This is a genomic window from Bdellovibrio sp. HCB288, assembly GCF_047305935.1.
Classification (GTDB): Bacteria; Bdellovibrionota; Bdellovibrionia; order Bdellovibrionales; family Bdellovibrionaceae; genus Bdellovibrio.
Genome location: NZ_CP178619.1, coordinates 1,305,891 through 1,321,311 on the forward strand (window position 1 = coordinate 1,305,891; position 15,421 = coordinate 1,321,311).

Consider the following 15,421-nt stretch of genomic DNA (forward strand, 5'->3'; position numbering starts at 1 on the left):
CTATCCTTTCAAGTGCTCAAAGAAGCGAATATTCACTTCGTTAAAGCGTTTAAAGATCGATACTGCCAGTGCCAGACCCACAGCCGCCTCAGCTGCCGCGATAGTCATAACAAAGAACACCATGATGTGACCATCAAGCAGACCCAGGAATTTGCTGAATGCGATGAATGTCAAATTCACTGAATTCAGCATCAACTCCACGGACATCAACAGGACGATAACGTTACGACGAAGCAAAACGCCCGCCATACCCATTGCGAACAAAATTGAAGCCAGAACCAAATAGTGTGTAAGGCCGATGTTATTGATGAAATCAGCGTTCATGTGTTCCACCTTTACTGCGTGAAAGAGCTACTGCGCCTACTGCGATCACCAAAAGAAGAACGCCTAGAGCTTCAAAGCCAAAGATATATTTTGTGAATAGAATCTGTCCAAGAGCCTTGGTTGTTTCCATGCCTGTGCCAACCAAAACCGGATTATCTGTTGTTTTAAGATTCATCAGGTTAATAGTTGCATAGATGGAGCCAAAGATCAGACCGGCCAACAACCCGACGGACATGATTTTCATAATGCCCGTGAACTTACCGCGTGTGAATGCGGAGATGTCCTGTTTCAAGTCGAAAAGCATGATAACCATCGTGAATAGTACCATCACCGCGCCCGCGTATACGATCAACTGAACGCCCGCAATAAAGAAGGCGTTTAGAGTCACGAACAAGGCCGCGATACCCACCATGGTCATTGCCAGGCTCAATGCCGAATAAATCGGGTTCTTCAAAAGGATCACCATCAGGCCAGAGCCCAATGTTACGATCGCCAAAAACCAAAATAGAAAAGCGTCTGCTGTCACTTTTAGCTCCTTACAATGATGCCAAGTAAATCACGAGTGCCGTGATGATCGTGTTAGCCAATGCCCAAGGAAGCATTGTTTTCCAACCAAGATCCATCAATTGGTCATAGCGGAAACGAGGCAATGTCCAGCGAACCCAAACGAATGCCCAAATGAAAAAGAAGAACTTCACGTTGAAGACGACAAAGTGAATCAACGCCACCAAAGCCGAAGCCCAGTTCGCATTTGAAGTCACGGTCAGTGCCCACTCACGAACTTGTTCAACAGTAACAAACGGAATGCCGTAACCACCGAAGAAGAAGATCGCCATCAAACCGGAAGCGATCATCATGTGACCGTATTCCCCGATGAAGAACATGTTGAATTTGAAACCGCCGTACTCTGTATGGAAGCCGGCAACCAACTCAGACTCACCCTCTGCCAAGTCAAATGGCAAACGGTTGGACTCCGCAAAAGTTGCAGTGAAGAAAATCAAGGCGCCCAATGGCTGGAAGAAAATACCCCAGTTTGGCAGCCATGAAGAGGAAATCGTGTAGCCCATGAATTGGAAATTCAAAGTTCCTTGTTGAGCCATAGTCATATCGCTCAAGTGGAAAGTTCCGTACATCATAATCACGCCCACGATAGAAAGGCCCAGAGCCAATTCGTAAGAGATCGTTTGAGCGGAAGCACGAAGCGCACCCATCAAAGAGTACTTATTTCCTGAACCCCAACCCGCCATCAACATTGTGTAGGCAGCCAAGGAAGAAACGCCCAGGATGAATACGATACCAACACCGATATCATAACCTTGAACCAGGAATGTATAAGGACCCCAAGATTGACCAAACAATTCGAACGTTCCAACGGAGATCGGTGTCGACATTGGAATCGCCGAGAAGGCAACCGCACCTGGAATCAACGCAAATACCGGAGCTGCATAGTACAACAAAGGTTTTGCTGTTGAAGGAACGAAAGCTTCTTTCGTCAAGAACTTCACGGCATCAGCCAACAACTGCATCAACCCCAATGGACCGACACGGTTTGGACCAAGACGATTTTGAATGAAAGCAGAACCGCGACGCTCAACCCATACAAGGATCGGCACGAGTTGAACCATCATCAAAAAGATAACAACGAGCTTTAGCCCGTTGACGATTATTTCGAATGAATCTTTACCCATTCCCATTGATTAATCCCATTCCAATGCTTTTGATTTTACTTCCCAGAACAAACCGAAGATGAACACAGCCAAGAAGAAGGCCATGGATCCAAAAACGACCCCACCTTGTCCAGTAGCGATGAAATCACGGAACGATGTCGCCCATGGGTACATAAAAATGATTTCGATATCGAAAAGAATGAAGAGGATTGCTGTGAGATAAAACTTCACAGAAACTTTCGTATCTTTTTTATCTAGCGAAGGGAGACCACACTCGTAGGGCTCGTACTTAACCGGATGATAATGCACTTTTCCGCCTGTCTTGATTGATAACCAGACAAGAAAACTGCCAAAAAGCGCAATAAAAATGACGATGAAAATGATTCCACCGAGTGCCACAGACCCTCCAAAGTTGTCGTTATTATTTGGATTTCAATTAGTTATATATGTGGAGTCTCTGAAATCCAAGAAATATGAATGGAAACAAGGCGATAACCATGGCAACATAACCCCACAAAATGAAAGCCGAAATGACTCACACAAGGCTCGAATCAATCTTGGATCGAGCCTTCGAAACAACCCGCGGAAAAGTTCAAGTGACCGGAGCCTCTTCTCCGCTCGCTCTTGCTTTCTTTTTGTCACAAACTTACTCTAAAAAAATCAACAGCTTGCCGCACCTAGTTGTTGTTGGCAGTCATGCTGAAGCAAACAAACTTCAGCAGCTTTTACAGTTCTTCGACCCACTTCGTCAGAGCACGATTTTGCCTGCTTTTGATGTTTCGGCCTATTCTGGTCTTTATCCGAACACGAGAATCGCAGCGGATCGAATTCGTTTCCTGGCAAAAGCACAGGCTGCGCGGCCCGGAGAAATCTTCATCGCATCTCCTGACGCGCTGATACAAAAAACTATTCCCGTCAAAATTCTGAAGGAAACCTCGCGAACCTTGTCGGTTGGCGACGAGCTGCCAGAAGACATTGCGGATTATTTGAACTCTCTTGGCTATGTTTCTGCGCCCATGGTTGAAGACAAAGGACAGTATGCTTTGCGCGGAGGTATCGTTGATATCTTTGCACCCACGGAAGAATTGCCGGTTCGATTGGATCTGTTTGGCGATCAAATCGAAACGCTTCGGTACTTCAACGTCAGCGATCAGCGCAGCGCCGATGAAATTAAATCTTTTCAGCTGACTCCGGCTCGCGAAATTCTATTTAGAGACGAAACACACGAAAGACTTCTGCAACGAGTGCGCGCAAGTATTGACGATCGCCCTGTTGAAAAAGCAGAGGCCGATGAAACTTTGCGTTCTCTTGTTTTAAAGAATTCTTTTCCAGGAATTGAATTCTTATTGCCGTATTTTTATGGAGAACCCTCAGCGCCGACAGAGCATTTCCAAAATCCAGTGAATGTCTGGTTCCTCGATCCCGTTGAAATTTCCCGCAATGCAGATGAGTTCATCGCTGAGCTAAAGGCTGACTACAATACCAGCTCCTCTCATGTGATTCGTCCGGAGATGGATCTGCTGTATCAAAATTTTGAATTGCTGACATATCCACAAAACAGCCGCCAGGTTTATTTCTCTACTCTTGAATATCTGGATAATGAAAATGCAGCGGACGCCCTCGTTGAATACCGAACATCTTTAACTCAGGATTTTTCAAATCTATCGAGTGCCAACCCTGTGGGCTCTGAATTGTGGCTGCAAGCTGCAACCAACAAGCTTCACAAGTGGCGCGATGACGGCTACCGAATCTTCGTAAGCACCAAGAATCAATCCCATATCGATCGTCTGGCTTTGATTTTTGAAAAGCTTGAGATGAAAGCGGTCCGCTGCAATCAGGATGAGTATCGCTGGGATTCCTGGTTGCAGGAGCAAGACGGCGACAAGCACCTGATTCACATAGTTAGTCGCTACTTGTCTGACAGTCTTCGTCTGGATGAAGAGCGCGTGATCTTTTTGCGCGACGAGGATTTCTTTGGCAAAAAAATGCGCAGCCGGGAGTCCACGGCCGCTCAGGACTTCCAAAAGCAGGCCAAACGACTTTCCTTTGGAGATTTAAAGCCCAATGATCTGGTCGTTCACGTTAAGCACGGCATCGGAGTTTACGAAGGCCTGAAGATCATGAACATTGGTGGCGTTGAATCTGAGTACATTCAGATTGGCTTCAAGGATAAAGATAAACTGTATCTGCCCGTCTATCGCGTGGGTCAGTTGCAGAAGTTCTCCGGGGCCGGAGCCACCACAGTTTTGGATAAACTTGGCGGGACTGCCTGGGAGAAAACAAAAGCCAAAGTTAAATCCCATGTTCGCGACATCGCGGCAGATCTGTTGGCACTTTATGCAAAACGTGCAGAGATGCATCGTCCTCCATTTGAATTCCGTGAAAACGAGATTCAACTTTTTGAAAATGGTTTTCCTTATGAGGAAACCAACGATCAGTTACGCGCCATTGGCGATATTCTTTCTGACCTAAAGTCCACCAAGCCCATGGATCGCTTGGTTTGCGGTGACGTTGGCTTTGGAAAAACCGAAGTGGCAATGAGAGCTACCTTTTTTGCAGTTCAGGCGCGCAGACAAGTCGCTATTCTTGCCCCAACGACAGTTCTGACTTTCCAGCACTTCGAAACTTTCAAAAAACGCTTTGAGGGATGGCCGGTCGATATACGTGTATTGAACCGCTTCGTGACACCGGCAGAATCCAAAAAAACCATCCAGGACATCAAAGATGGCAAGGTCGATATTATCGTCGGCACTCATAAATTGCTGGGCAGTTCAATTGGTTTTAAAGATCTTGGTTTGTTGATCATCGACGAAGAACAAAAGTTCGGCGTCACTCATAAAGAGAAAATCAAGAAAATCAAAACCAGTGTAGACACGCTGACTTTGTCAGCAACACCGATTCCACGCACTTTGAATATGGCATTGGTGGGAATTCGCGATCTAAGTTTGATTAATACCGCTCCAGTGGATCGTTTGCCGACACGCACCTTCGTTACTAAGTTTGACGAAGAAACCGTGCGCAAGGCTATCACGGCAGAAATTTCCCGTGGTGGTCAGGTTTACTTTATTCATAATCGCATTGAATCCATTTATGGATTGGCCGACGAAATTCGCAAAATCGTTCCCGAAGCCCGCATCAAAGTGGCCCATGGACAAATGGAGGAACACGAGCTGGAAAAAGCCATGCTCTCGTTCTTCCATCACGAAATTGACGTACTGATCTGTACGGCGATTGTTGAATCCGGAATGGACGTACCTCGCGCCAACACAATGTTCATTGATTCCGCTCATATGTTCGGCTTGTCGCAGCTGTATCAATTGCGTGGTCGTGTCGGGCGTTCAAAAACCCGCGCTTACTGCTACCTGATGATGCCGCGAAATCGCAAGCTGGACAAAGAACAGCAAGAGCGCTTGAAGATCATTCAGGAAAACACGGCCCTGGGCAGTGGAATCAAAATTGCTCAGTACGATCTTGAATTGCGGGGCTCTGGCAACATCCTTGGTGAAGAGCAATCCGGCCACGTGAATACAGTTGGCTATGAATTGTATATGGATCTATTGAATGAGGCTTTGGCTGAAGCTAAGGGAGAGAAAGTTGAAGACATGGAGCTTGATCCAGAAATCAACCTTAAGATTCCGGCTTTAATCCCTGACGCCTACATCAAAGATATCCGCATTCGCCTGGGTTACTACAAAGCCCTGGCTGAAATAACCTCCACGGATGACCTGGATCGTATCGAAGAGGAGTTGCGCGATCAGTTTGGTCCGATCCCGGATCAAACAGTCAATCTTATGGGTTTGATGCTGATTCGTCGCCAATGTAAAGAACTGGGTGTTCGGGACATCAGCGCCGGTGTCACATCTATTTCTTTGGTGTTTACAGAGAAAACAAAATTGGATCCTACGAAAGTCATTCAGTTGGCGATGAAAGAATCCAAAAAATATTCCATCACTCCGGACAACCGCTTGAATATTAAAATGGCCAACATCTCTTGGTCAGCGGTTCACGAGGAAATGGATAAGTTGTTGCGACTAATTTAGAATTCCAGGCGCAAACCTGCGCCCCAAATTGGATCTGATTCCATATTGGCTTCTGTATCGTCACCTGCTGCCAAGTACTGACTCATGAACACATCAAGAAACGTATTCTCCAAGCCGTAATTGAAGGTGGCGGCTTTCGCGGTGTCGCGATCAAGCCAATCCAGTTGTAATAAGAATCCAACCGAATACGAATAACCCACTGGGGCATCTTCATTGATGGTGCTGGTCGGAGATTTATCCGTAAGACTCATTTTATACATCGACATGCCAAAGTAAGGGACCACATAGGGCTCGTTCATGATGTTATCCATGGAGTACTTTAGGGTCGCCATGAGTTTGGAAATTTCTAGCGTGCGATCTTCTCCGCTGCGATTATCTTGGATGCTGCCCATTCCATAGGAGCCACCAATGGCCACGGAGCCTAGTGCAAAATTGTATTTGTAGTCTATCGCCAAACTTATAATTGGCAGGGAAGCTCCATCAAAAAGCTCTTGATAAGTTTTCCCATCATTGATGGAAACGAAGCTTACGGGAACATAGTCCTCATATTCCAAACCAAAGTAGATACCATGATTTTCCCGACGGATCTTGTAATCAGCCAGGCTGTCCTGTGCGATTTCTTTTTCAACCAAAGAGTTGGTATGGACTTCCACATATCCCTCTTCTGGTTCCTCAATGCTCGCAAATGAACTACTGCAAAAGAAGACCAGCACCAGTGACACCAGTGTGTTGATTTGGATTCTTGGACTAAGGTGCAATTTCATGCTGTAACTCAAATCTTGTCTATTCCCGCTCTTGGCGAATGATATTCTAAGACCTATGAACAAGTATATCAGGGAAATCTGCAGAATTTTGAGCATTACTCTTGTGTTTTTTGCAATTCCCGTCCTTGTGCCAGCTCAGTCAAAGTCATTAGATCAAATTATTGATGCGAAAATTTCCAAAATGTCCCTGAATGAAAAGGTGGGGCAACTATTTATCGTTGGCTTCCCGCACACCAGGACAAACAAGGATTTTGAAAAGTTCATCCAAGACTATAAGCCGGGTTCCTTCTTGCTGTTTAAGCGAAATATTCAATCTCTTGAGCAGGTAAAAAAGCTGAACGAAGACCTCTACAAAATTTCCTACAACTCCACCAAACTTCCACCCTTGATTGCCATCGATCAAGAAGGTGGTGCGGTATCACGACTTCCTATTCAGCCCAATCCTCCAAATGCACTCGCTATTGGACAGACTCAATCAAAAGAGCTTTCTGAGGAAATGGGTTATCAAACGGGACTCTTTCTTCGCGAAGTTGGATTCAACATGAATCTGGCGCCGGTGCTTGATGTCGCGGACCCGTATACCTCAAGCTTTATCGGCGTCCGTTCTTTCGGCTCTGATCCGACGCTGGTAAAAGAGATCGGCACAGCCTATGCCAAAGGGCTCTTGCGATCCAAAGTAATTCCCACTGCCAAACACTTTCCTGGAACTGGAAACGTCAAAGCGGATCCGCACAATGTTGTTGTTAATAATGTCTCTAGTGAAAGTTCTCTGAAAGCAAAAGATCTGATTCCGTTTGAGGGATATTCTTCGCTTGGTTCCAACGTCGCAGTGATGCTGTCGCATTCTATTTATCCGGCACTGGATCCCAAAAGAGAACCTGCAAGCTTTTCCTCAAAGATATCCACAGAGCTTTTGCGAAACGATTTGAAATACACGGGTCTAGTAATAACCGACGACCTTTTGATGAAGGGCTCTAAAGATATTCTTCGTCCTGATCAGGCCGCTCTTAAAGCACTTCTTGCGGGAGCAGATATTGTGATGATGACCTGGTCTATTCACGATCAGGAGCGCGCCATCAAAACCGTTCGCAGCGCTGTGGAAGACGGTAGACTATCAGTAGATCTTTTAAATCAAAAACTTCACCGCATCCTTGTGGCCAAGGCGTTTGCCAATATCTATAGAAGAAACCCTAATCTTCCTTCTCTCATTGCCAAAGGCACACTGAGCTCGCAGGACTACGTTAGCCTTGAAGAGCGCGTTTTAAACGAAAACATCCGCACTAACTTAAACTCCAAGACGGCTGTAACTGATACGTCAGAACCAGAACGTGCCCCGGCTGCGAATCCCGAAGTGGTCTGTGCGTTCTCTCCATCATTTGATTTTTTAACAAGCTTTAAGAATGCGTCTGCGGACACCGTTCACACAAAACAGCTGTTTGGCAGCTCAAAGACTTCTGACATTCTTAATCCTGCAAAAGGCAATGCCTGCGAAGTGATTCTGGTGGCTGTCACCGGACCTAAAACTGCGCGCCTGCTTCGCACCCTGCCAACGCAGATAAAAAAGAATACTGTTGTCATCAATTTGGGGTCACCAGGATTGGTGCCTAAAGAGCATCCCTATCGCAAGCTGGTGCAGCTGTACTTCAACCATAAAGACTCAGGCAAAAAAGTGGCAGAGCATCTTTCAGAGATCCTTAATTCGCAATCTGAAAGCTTTGCGCTTCGCGATTAAAGATAATCAATGGTGACTTCACCACTCTGATTTTCAATTTTACCAAGCTCCATTAGTAGAACACTCATTCGGTCGTAGGTATCAATATTTAGATTATCCCACAGTTGAACCTTAGGAACTCGTGGCGCAGAGCTTGTTTTTTCAATGAGCCCTTTTCGTACATTTAAACAGTACGGCTCATCCATGGCTGAGTCCGCAATTCGATATGAAATATTCGAGTTCAAGATTCTGCTCAGCTGTTTCGAACGCAGATATGTCATCCCGGCCCGCATGATGTGTCTATCAATCTTATCGGCAATATCAGAGGCCGTTGGAATAACTTCAATGTCTTCAGTCTCGCTGTTCTCGACCTCAGTTGACTCGTCTTCTGTCTCTTCTTCAACAAATTCAAACTTCCGATTCCACCAAAGACTCAGAGCCATTATTTTTCGCAGAGATTTAAATTCTTCAACATCCATCCCGTGTCGCTCACAAAAGATCTGCAATCCTTCTTTCACCAAGCTCGCATCAATGGGTTCATAGAAAACATTGTCGTGAAAACTCTCGGCAATCACGCAGTCGCGCAAATTTCTTAAAGAATCAAAAACCAGGCTGGTGGTAAACGGCCCAATACTGAATTCCTGACTTTGATCAAACTCAATGTCAGTAAAATCACGATTAAAAAACACAAGATTTCTGTGTGCCGCCTTTAAGCTGATATTGTATCGTGGGTCCCATTTTTTAATTTCATCGGTTTCAAGCAATGCCGCCTCAAGGGGGCTGCCACAGACTGTGACCCTTAAGTCATATACCTGCGTAAGCATCTCAAGCTTTCGACTGTCGCGATTCTTCTGACCACGGAAGTAACTATTAACCCGATCTTTCAACGAGGTGGCTTTCCCGACATAAAGGATTTCACCCCATTTACTGATCATGCGATAAATGCCCGGTTGATCCGGCAAAGAAAGGCGCTTTGATTTATCCAGAGGATATTCATACTTGGTTCGCGCTGTTTTAGGTGTGACGTTAAGCCACTCTTGAATCTGTTCCCAAGTTTCAACACCCTGTTTTGCCAACTCCACAACAAGACTTTGCCAGATGGCCCTTGTGGCCTGCGTCTGCTGGGCCGCCCTCTTTAAATCCTGTGACGGATAACCAAAGTATCCGGCAAGTCCTTTGATCCCCCTGGTTGGAAGATTCGGGAACAATCTTTTGGCAATCTCGTGAGTGCAAAGAATCGAAAATGGAAATTCACTTTCCTTCTGCGCATAGTAGCTTTTAAGAAAGGGCTTTTCGAACTGGGCAAAATGAATCAGACAATGGTGCCCTTTGAATTTTTCCTCGATCTCGACAAAAACTTTTTCAGGTGTCTCAGCCGCCACCATATCCTCGTTGAAGATTCCTGTGATCATTTGAATGCGATACGGGATCTTCTCTTCATTCGGCAGCTGAACCAGGCTTGCCTTGGTTTCACCCTCTAATGAAGTCCATGCCACCTCAAGGATGTGCGCACCACTCTCGGGCTTTGCGCCCGTAGTTTGCACATCCAGAAAGAAAAGTGGCATTTCGTTTAACTTCACGTCGTTTTCCAAAAATCTGAAACGTCAGAAAGAATTTTTCCGGAGACCAGTTCCTGCACACTTTCCTGAAACCAGCCCTGAGGCATTGTCTCAGAATATGTAGACTCCAGGAATCGAGTATCCATTAATACAATAATGCCCTTGTCATTTTCTGAGCGAATGACCCGGCCAGCAGACTGGATGGTTTTTGCCATCGCAGGATAAACATATGTGTAGTTAAAGGCCTCAGACTTTTCGTGGGAGCGCTCATAGTATTGGCGAATTTGCTCTCTCTCGAAGTCAAAGTTTGGAAGTGCAGGCCCCACCACAAAGGCGCCAATCAGCATATCACCAGGAAAGTCGACTCCTTCAGAAAAGATACCACCCTGTACCGCAAGTAGCAGTGTTGGTTTGTCAGCACTCTTCATGAATGACAGAAAGTCGTCCACGCGATCCGCTTTCATTTCACGTTGTTGCACCAACCGTTGATAGCTGCTGTCTTTCAGATAGCCCTCAACGTCTTTCATAAACTCAAAGCTCGGAAATAGAGCAATATAATTTCCAGGCTTCACCGCCATGATTTTCTCCATGGCCTGTGCAATCTTTGGTGCGTTCACCGGTCGATCTTTGTACTTGGTGGAAATTTGCGGGATCAACAGTATTTTTCTGTGCTCTTTGGGAAATGGAGAAACAAACTCCAGCGATTTTGTTAGGTCCTCTTCCAGACCCAGTAGTTTTCTTGAATAGGGAAATGGTTTCAGCGTCGCAGAGAATGCGACAACGTTCTTAAATGATTTATAAATTTCATTCAAGTGTCTGGAGGCATCACAACAGGTGACCTTCAGAGTTTCATTAGTTTCACCGTAGATGCGATTCTTTTGATAAGTTTGAAAGAACTCCGGCCCTTGCAGCTCCAAGGCTTGAGAAAATTCACTCCACAGATTAACAAGCCTTAAAACGCCGTCTTGTGGTTGAATCTCAACATCTGCTTCCAGATACTCGGCCAGAAACTCCCGCAGTCTTGATTCCAATTCAAACACCGGATCAAAATCAATTTGAACAGTTCTCGATTCACCACGATAGGACTCGATCACCGCAATCGCTTCCTCACACAAAAGTTGCGCACGCCTTTGAAAACGTAATGCGATTTTTGCCAATGATGGAATAACATTTTGTAAGTCCCTTGTGGATATGGCTGGTGAAAAGTAGTCCTGAGCCCTGGCTGGTAGATTGTGGGCCTCATCAATGACAAGGTTTGCCTTTTGCGAAGGCTCCATTAATGGCAGCTCTAAACGCCCCAGTAGGCTTCTGGTTGAAAAAACATAGTTGTAGTCAGCTATCACCACATCTGCTCTTTCAATCGCCTCTATGGATAACTCAAACGGACATACCTGGTACTCTTCGCCCAAGTCCTGCAGCTTTTTCTGACTTAGCGATCTTAGTTTTGAAACTTTGTTAACCAGATCGTTTTCAGCGACTTTCTTATAGTAGTCTTTGGCAAATTCACAGTACTGCGGATTGCACAGAGGCTCCGCCTTAAAGCACATCTTACTTTTAGCTGTGATAGTCAGCGGTCTGATTGATGCACCCTGATCCTGCAGTTTCTCTACAGCCTCTTCCGCCACCTGATGTTGTGAGTTTTTAGGGGTGACGTAGATGACCTTCTGACCGCGAGCAAATGCGTCCTTTAAAGAAGGATACAAAACCCCAATTGTTTTGCCCAATCCCGTGGGGGCCTGAATAAGTAGTGATTTCTCCTCGATAAAACCCAACTGAATATTTTCAACGAGTTCGGTTTGCCCAGGACGAGGTGATGTGAATGGAAACTTTAGACCCTCTGCGGATTCCACCCGCTTCTTAAAGATCTTTTCACGAACCTTGGTTTCATCCACCAGTTCAGCAAGTCGCAATGCAAGCCAGGCTTCATACTCCTCGATATCAAGGTCGAAATACATTTCGCTCTGCTTGAAGTTTCGCGAGGAAACCAAAAGCATTTTTAAATCTGGAATTTCACCGGTTTGCTTATAAAGGATGTAACCATAGGTTCGCAGCTGCCATACGTAGGGATGATTATCATCCACTGTAAGTTTGTGTTCCAGGCTATCCACATCAAAGGAAGATTTGATCTCTTCAACCATAAAGCTGGATCCTTCAATCACACCATCCGCCCGACCGGAGATAACAAATGTGTATTGATCTCTTTCAAATTCGATGGTCAGCTTTTTTTCAGCCTCATAACCTGGAATCTCACGAATGCGTTTTTTCTGAATGCTCTGGTGAATTTCCTGACCCATTCGTGGCGTCTGTCCATAGCCGGAGTGGGCCTCTATGCTTCCAACGCGCGGGCATGGCAAAGCGAACTGCCGCAGATCGATTTGTATTTTGCGATTGTTTTTCTTTGCCATGATTCCGCCGATTCTAATTCAAACGGCAATGATTTGCCGTAGGTTTTTTCTTCGCCGTGCAGAATGTGAGCCGCCACAGAGATATCGTGGCTTTAAAATGAAAAAGGCCCGATCCGAAGATCGAGCCTTTATATTTGAACTAGAATTATCAAGTCGCTTGGGGCCTATTTTTTAGCAGCGCCTTCAGCCACTTCGATTTTCGCTCTTGCGCGAGTCCATTCTTTTTGGAACTCAACCCAGTCAGTATCTGTGATTACTTCGTCAAGGACGTGTTTCTCAGATTTTGCCAAGGCTTCTTTAGTTGCAACAAGATCGATTTCTTCTGGCAAGTCAGCGATGTTCGCAAGAACATTCACGCCTTCAGGGGATACTTGGCAGTAACCCCAGCTGATAACAGCTTGGTTCTGCTTTTCTTGACCCTTAAGTCTCCATTTCATCACACCGATACCCAGTGTGGTGATTAGAGGCGCGTGACCAGGAAGAATATTAAGTTCTCCTTTAAAACCAGGAACAGTTACTTCTTCGACCTCTTGGCCAACAAGTAGACGACGCTCTGGAGTCACGATTGTCAGTTTCATATTAAATCACCTTTTCCAAAGCGACCTTCTCAGGCCGCTTCATGAAGACGAAATCCTTCCGGATTACGCCTGCAACTTCTTAGCTTTTTCGATAACGTCTTCGATAGTACCAACAAGGTAGAACGCTTGCTCAGGAAGAGCATCATGTTTACCTTCAAGGATCTCTTTGAAGCCTTTAACAGTGTCTTTGATATCAACGTATTTACCAGGCAAGCCAGTGAACTGCTCAGCAACGAAGAACGGCTGAGACAAGAAACGTTGGATTTTACGAGAACGAGATACAACCAATTTGTCTGTTTCAGACAATTCGTCCATACCAAGGATCGCGATGATATCTTGAAGCTCACGGTTACGTTGCAACAATGCTTGAACGTCACGAGCCACTTTGTAGTGCTCTTCACCGATAACAGTTGGATCCAAAAGACGAGATGTAGACGTCAATGGGTGAACTGCAGGGAAGATCGCCATAGCTGCGATATCACGGTCAAGATTCGTAGTCGCATCCAAGTGAGTAAATGTAGTTGCTGGAGCTGGATCCGTATAGTCATCCGCAGGAACGTAAACCGCTTGTACGGAAGTGATGGAACCTTTTTTAGTGGAAGTAATACGCTCTTGAAGAGTACCCATCTCAGTAGCCAAAGTTGGTTGGTAACCAACGGCAGAAGGGATACGACCTAGAAGTGCGGAAACTTCAGCACCCGCTTGAGTAAAGCGGAAGATATTATCAACGAAGAAAAGAACGTCTTGGTTTTCAACGTCACGGAAGTATTCAGCAACAGTCAAACCAGTCAAAGCAACACGCGCACGTGCACCAGGAGGTTCATTCATCTGACCGAAAACCAGAGAAGTCTTAGCCAATACGCCAGACTGTTTCATCTCTTGCCACAAGTCATTACCTTCACGAGTACGCTCACCTACGCCGGCGAATACAGAGAAACCACCATGCTCAGTAGCGATGTTACGGATAAGTTCCTGGATAAGTACTGTTTTACCAACACCCGCACCACCGAACAAACCGATCTTACCACCCTTAGCGTATGGAGCTAGCAAGTCTACGACTTTGATACCAGTCATCAACATTGCTGCAGATGTAGCTTGGTCTTCAAACTTCGGAGCTGTTCTGTGGATACCCCAGTGGTCTTTTGCGTTTACTGGACCCATTTCGTCGATTGGCTCACCAACTACGTTGATGATACGACCCAAAGCTTCGCGACCAACTGGCGCTGTGATTTGAGTGCCCAATGCTTTAACTTTTTCGCCACGAACCAAACCTTCAGTTTGATCCATAGAGATAGTTCTTACAACACCGTCACCCAAATGCTGAGCAACTTCAAGAACCAGGTTGAATTCAACGTCAGAGATAAATTTATTAGATACACGAAGAGCGGAATTGATTGCAGGAAGTTCCCCGCCTTCGAATTCCACGTCCACTACGGGACCCATAACTTGTTTTACTTTACCGAATGCCATTATTCAGCTCCCTATCCTTTAAGCGCTTCCGCGCCCGATACGATTTCGATCAATTCTGTAGTAATTTTTTCTTGTCTCAATTTGTTGTACGTCAGAGTGAGTTTGTTGATCATCTCTTTCGCGTTGTTTGTTGCGTTTTCCATCGCGCTCATACGAGCACCATGTTCACCGGCAACAGACTCGGACATACATCTGTAAACCTGAAGGTCGAAATGCTTCTCAAGCAACTCTTTAATGATTTGCTCTGGAGCTGGTTCGAAAATCATGTCTACAGCAAAGTTTGCGTTTGCCTCAGCTTCTGAGTTGAAAGTCGTCAAACCAAGATCAATTGGAAGAAGAGTTTCAGCTGTTACAACCTGAGAAATCGCAGATTGGAATTCGTTATGAATGATACGAACTTCATCGTATGCACCTTCAAGGTAGTCATTCATCACGCGATTCGCAACCTTGGAAGCCAACTCGTAAGAGATGTCTTTATCAAGCTTCGTGATGTAATCAACCGGCTTGATACCACGTCTAGCAAAGTAGTCGTGACCACGACGACCCACGAAAAGAAAATCAATCTTCTCCAGGTTCGCCTTGTTGTTGTTATAGTACGCCTCAGTAAATTTGTTGATATTGCTGTTGAAAGCGCCGCAAAGACCGCGATCAGAAGTGATAACAACAAGCAAAACATTCTTTACTTGTTCCTTCTTCTCCATCAACGGGTGCGTAACTTTGTTAGTCACAGCGATATCCGCAATCACCTTACGCAAAGTCAAAGCATAAGGACGCATATTAACGATGTTATTCTGCGCCTTTCTCAACTTCGCAGCAGACACGAGCTTCATAGCCTTCGTGATCTGCTGGGTGTTTTTTGTGGACTCAATCTGAGCCCGGATATCCTTCAAACTTGCCATTTAA

Annotated in this window: 12 protein-coding genes; 2 read left to right on the top strand and 10 right to left on the bottom strand. The window is 45.5% G+C overall.

Going from position 1 to position 15,421, the window contains the following annotated elements; genetic code table 11:
- From nuoK to ACLVWR_RS06310, 4 genes are read right to left on the bottom strand one after another with little or no spacing between them, the layout of a single operon-like run.
- On the bottom strand, positions 1-324 hold the full coding sequence (nuoK, locus tag ACLVWR_RS06295) for an NADH-quinone oxidoreductase subunit NuoK (protein WP_340598158.1): 324 nt from the start codon (positions 322-324) through the stop codon (positions 1-3).
- Positions 314-850, bottom strand: a complete 537-nt coding sequence (locus ACLVWR_RS06300) for an NADH-quinone oxidoreductase subunit J (RefSeq protein ID WP_413583016.1) — start codon at positions 848-850, stop codon at positions 314-316. The genes nuoK and ACLVWR_RS06300 overlap by 11 nt, the downstream gene beginning before the upstream one ends.
- A gap of 10 nt (positions 851-860) precedes the next feature.
- The gene (locus ACLVWR_RS06305; RefSeq protein WP_413583017.1) at positions 861-2,018 is read right to left on the bottom strand and encodes a complex I subunit 1/NuoH family protein; all 1,158 of its coding nucleotides are present in this window, start codon (positions 2,016-2,018) and stop codon (positions 861-863) included.
- A 3-nt stretch (positions 2,019-2,021) separates the two neighbouring features.
- On the bottom strand, positions 2,022-2,390 hold the full coding sequence (locus ACLVWR_RS06310; protein ID WP_340598161.1) for an NADH-quinone oxidoreductase subunit A: 369 nt from the start codon (positions 2,388-2,390) through the stop codon (positions 2,022-2,024).
- A 158-nt stretch (positions 2,391-2,548) separates the two neighbouring features.
- On the opposite strand from ACLVWR_RS06310, the gene mfd reads away from it, so the two are divergent.
- Positions 2,549-6,031, top strand: coding sequence for a transcription-repair coupling factor (gene mfd, locus ACLVWR_RS06315; RefSeq protein ID WP_413583018.1), 3,483 nt, complete (start codon positions 2,549-2,551; stop codon positions 6,029-6,031).
- Here mfd and ACLVWR_RS06320 read toward each other — a convergent pair.
- Positions 6,028-6,795, bottom strand: coding sequence for a hypothetical protein (locus tag ACLVWR_RS06320; protein ID WP_413583019.1), 768 nt, complete (start codon positions 6,793-6,795; stop codon positions 6,028-6,030). The two genes, mfd and ACLVWR_RS06320, sit on opposite strands and share 4 nt — an antisense overlap.
- A 103-nt stretch (positions 6,796-6,898) precedes the next feature.
- Between ACLVWR_RS06320 and ACLVWR_RS06325 the strand changes: the two genes are divergently transcribed.
- Positions 6,899-8,527, top strand: a complete 1,629-nt coding sequence (locus tag ACLVWR_RS06325; protein ID WP_413583020.1) for a glycoside hydrolase family 3 protein — start codon at positions 6,899-6,901, stop codon at positions 8,525-8,527.
- Here ACLVWR_RS06325 and ACLVWR_RS06330 read toward each other — a convergent pair.
- From ACLVWR_RS06330 to atpG, 5 genes are all read right to left on the bottom strand, one after another.
- Entirely contained in the window at positions 8,524-10,086 is a 1,563-nt protein-coding gene (locus ACLVWR_RS06330) for a GIY-YIG nuclease family protein (RefSeq protein WP_413583021.1), read from the bottom strand. The genes ACLVWR_RS06325 and ACLVWR_RS06330 overlap by 4 nt on opposite strands.
- Complete coding sequence (locus tag ACLVWR_RS06335; protein WP_413583022.1) at positions 10,083-12,470, bottom strand: ATP-dependent DNA helicase; 2,388 nt, start codon at positions 12,468-12,470, stop codon at positions 10,083-10,085. Before ACLVWR_RS06335 ends, ACLVWR_RS06330 begins: the two co-directional genes overlap by 4 nt.
- Positions 12,471-12,634: 164 nt before the next feature.
- Entirely contained in the window at positions 12,635-13,048 is a 414-nt protein-coding gene (atpC, locus tag ACLVWR_RS06340) for an ATP synthase F1 subunit epsilon (RefSeq protein ID WP_413583023.1), read from the bottom strand.
- Between the two features lie 63 nt (positions 13,049-13,111).
- Positions 13,112-14,518, bottom strand: coding sequence for a F0F1 ATP synthase subunit beta (gene atpD, locus ACLVWR_RS06345; RefSeq protein WP_340598168.1), 1,407 nt, complete (start codon positions 14,516-14,518; stop codon positions 13,112-13,114).
- Between the two features lie 11 nt (positions 14,519-14,529).
- Positions 14,530-15,417, bottom strand: a complete 888-nt coding sequence (atpG, locus tag ACLVWR_RS06350) for an ATP synthase F1 subunit gamma (RefSeq protein ID WP_340598169.1) — start codon at positions 15,415-15,417, stop codon at positions 14,530-14,532.
- Positions 15,418-15,421 lie beyond the last annotated feature (4 nt).

Coding starts and splice junctions, on each gene's coding strand:
- nuoK (WP_340598158.1), bottom strand. CDS start 324: ATGAACGCTGATTTCATCAATAACATCGGCCTTACACACTATTTGGTT.
- ACLVWR_RS06305 (WP_413583017.1), bottom strand. CDS start 2,018: ATGGGAATGGGTAAAGATTCATTCGAAATAATCGTCAACGGGCTAAAG.
- ACLVWR_RS06320 (WP_413583019.1), bottom strand. CDS start 6,795: ATGAAATTGCACCTTAGTCCAAGAATCCAAATCAACACACTGGTGTCA.
- ACLVWR_RS06335 (WP_413583022.1), bottom strand. CDS start 12,470: ATGGCAAAGAAAAACAATCGCAAAATACAAATCGATCTGCGGCAGTTC.
- atpC (WP_413583023.1), bottom strand. CDS start 13,048: ATGAAACTGACAATCGTGACTCCAGAGCGTCGTCTACTTGTTGGCCAA.
- atpD (WP_340598168.1), bottom strand. CDS start 14,518: ATGGCATTCGGTAAAGTAAAACAAGTTATGGGTCCCGTAGTGGACGTG.
- atpG (WP_340598169.1), bottom strand. CDS start 15,417: ATGGCAAGTTTGAAGGATATCCGGGCTCAGATTGAGTCCACAAAAAAC.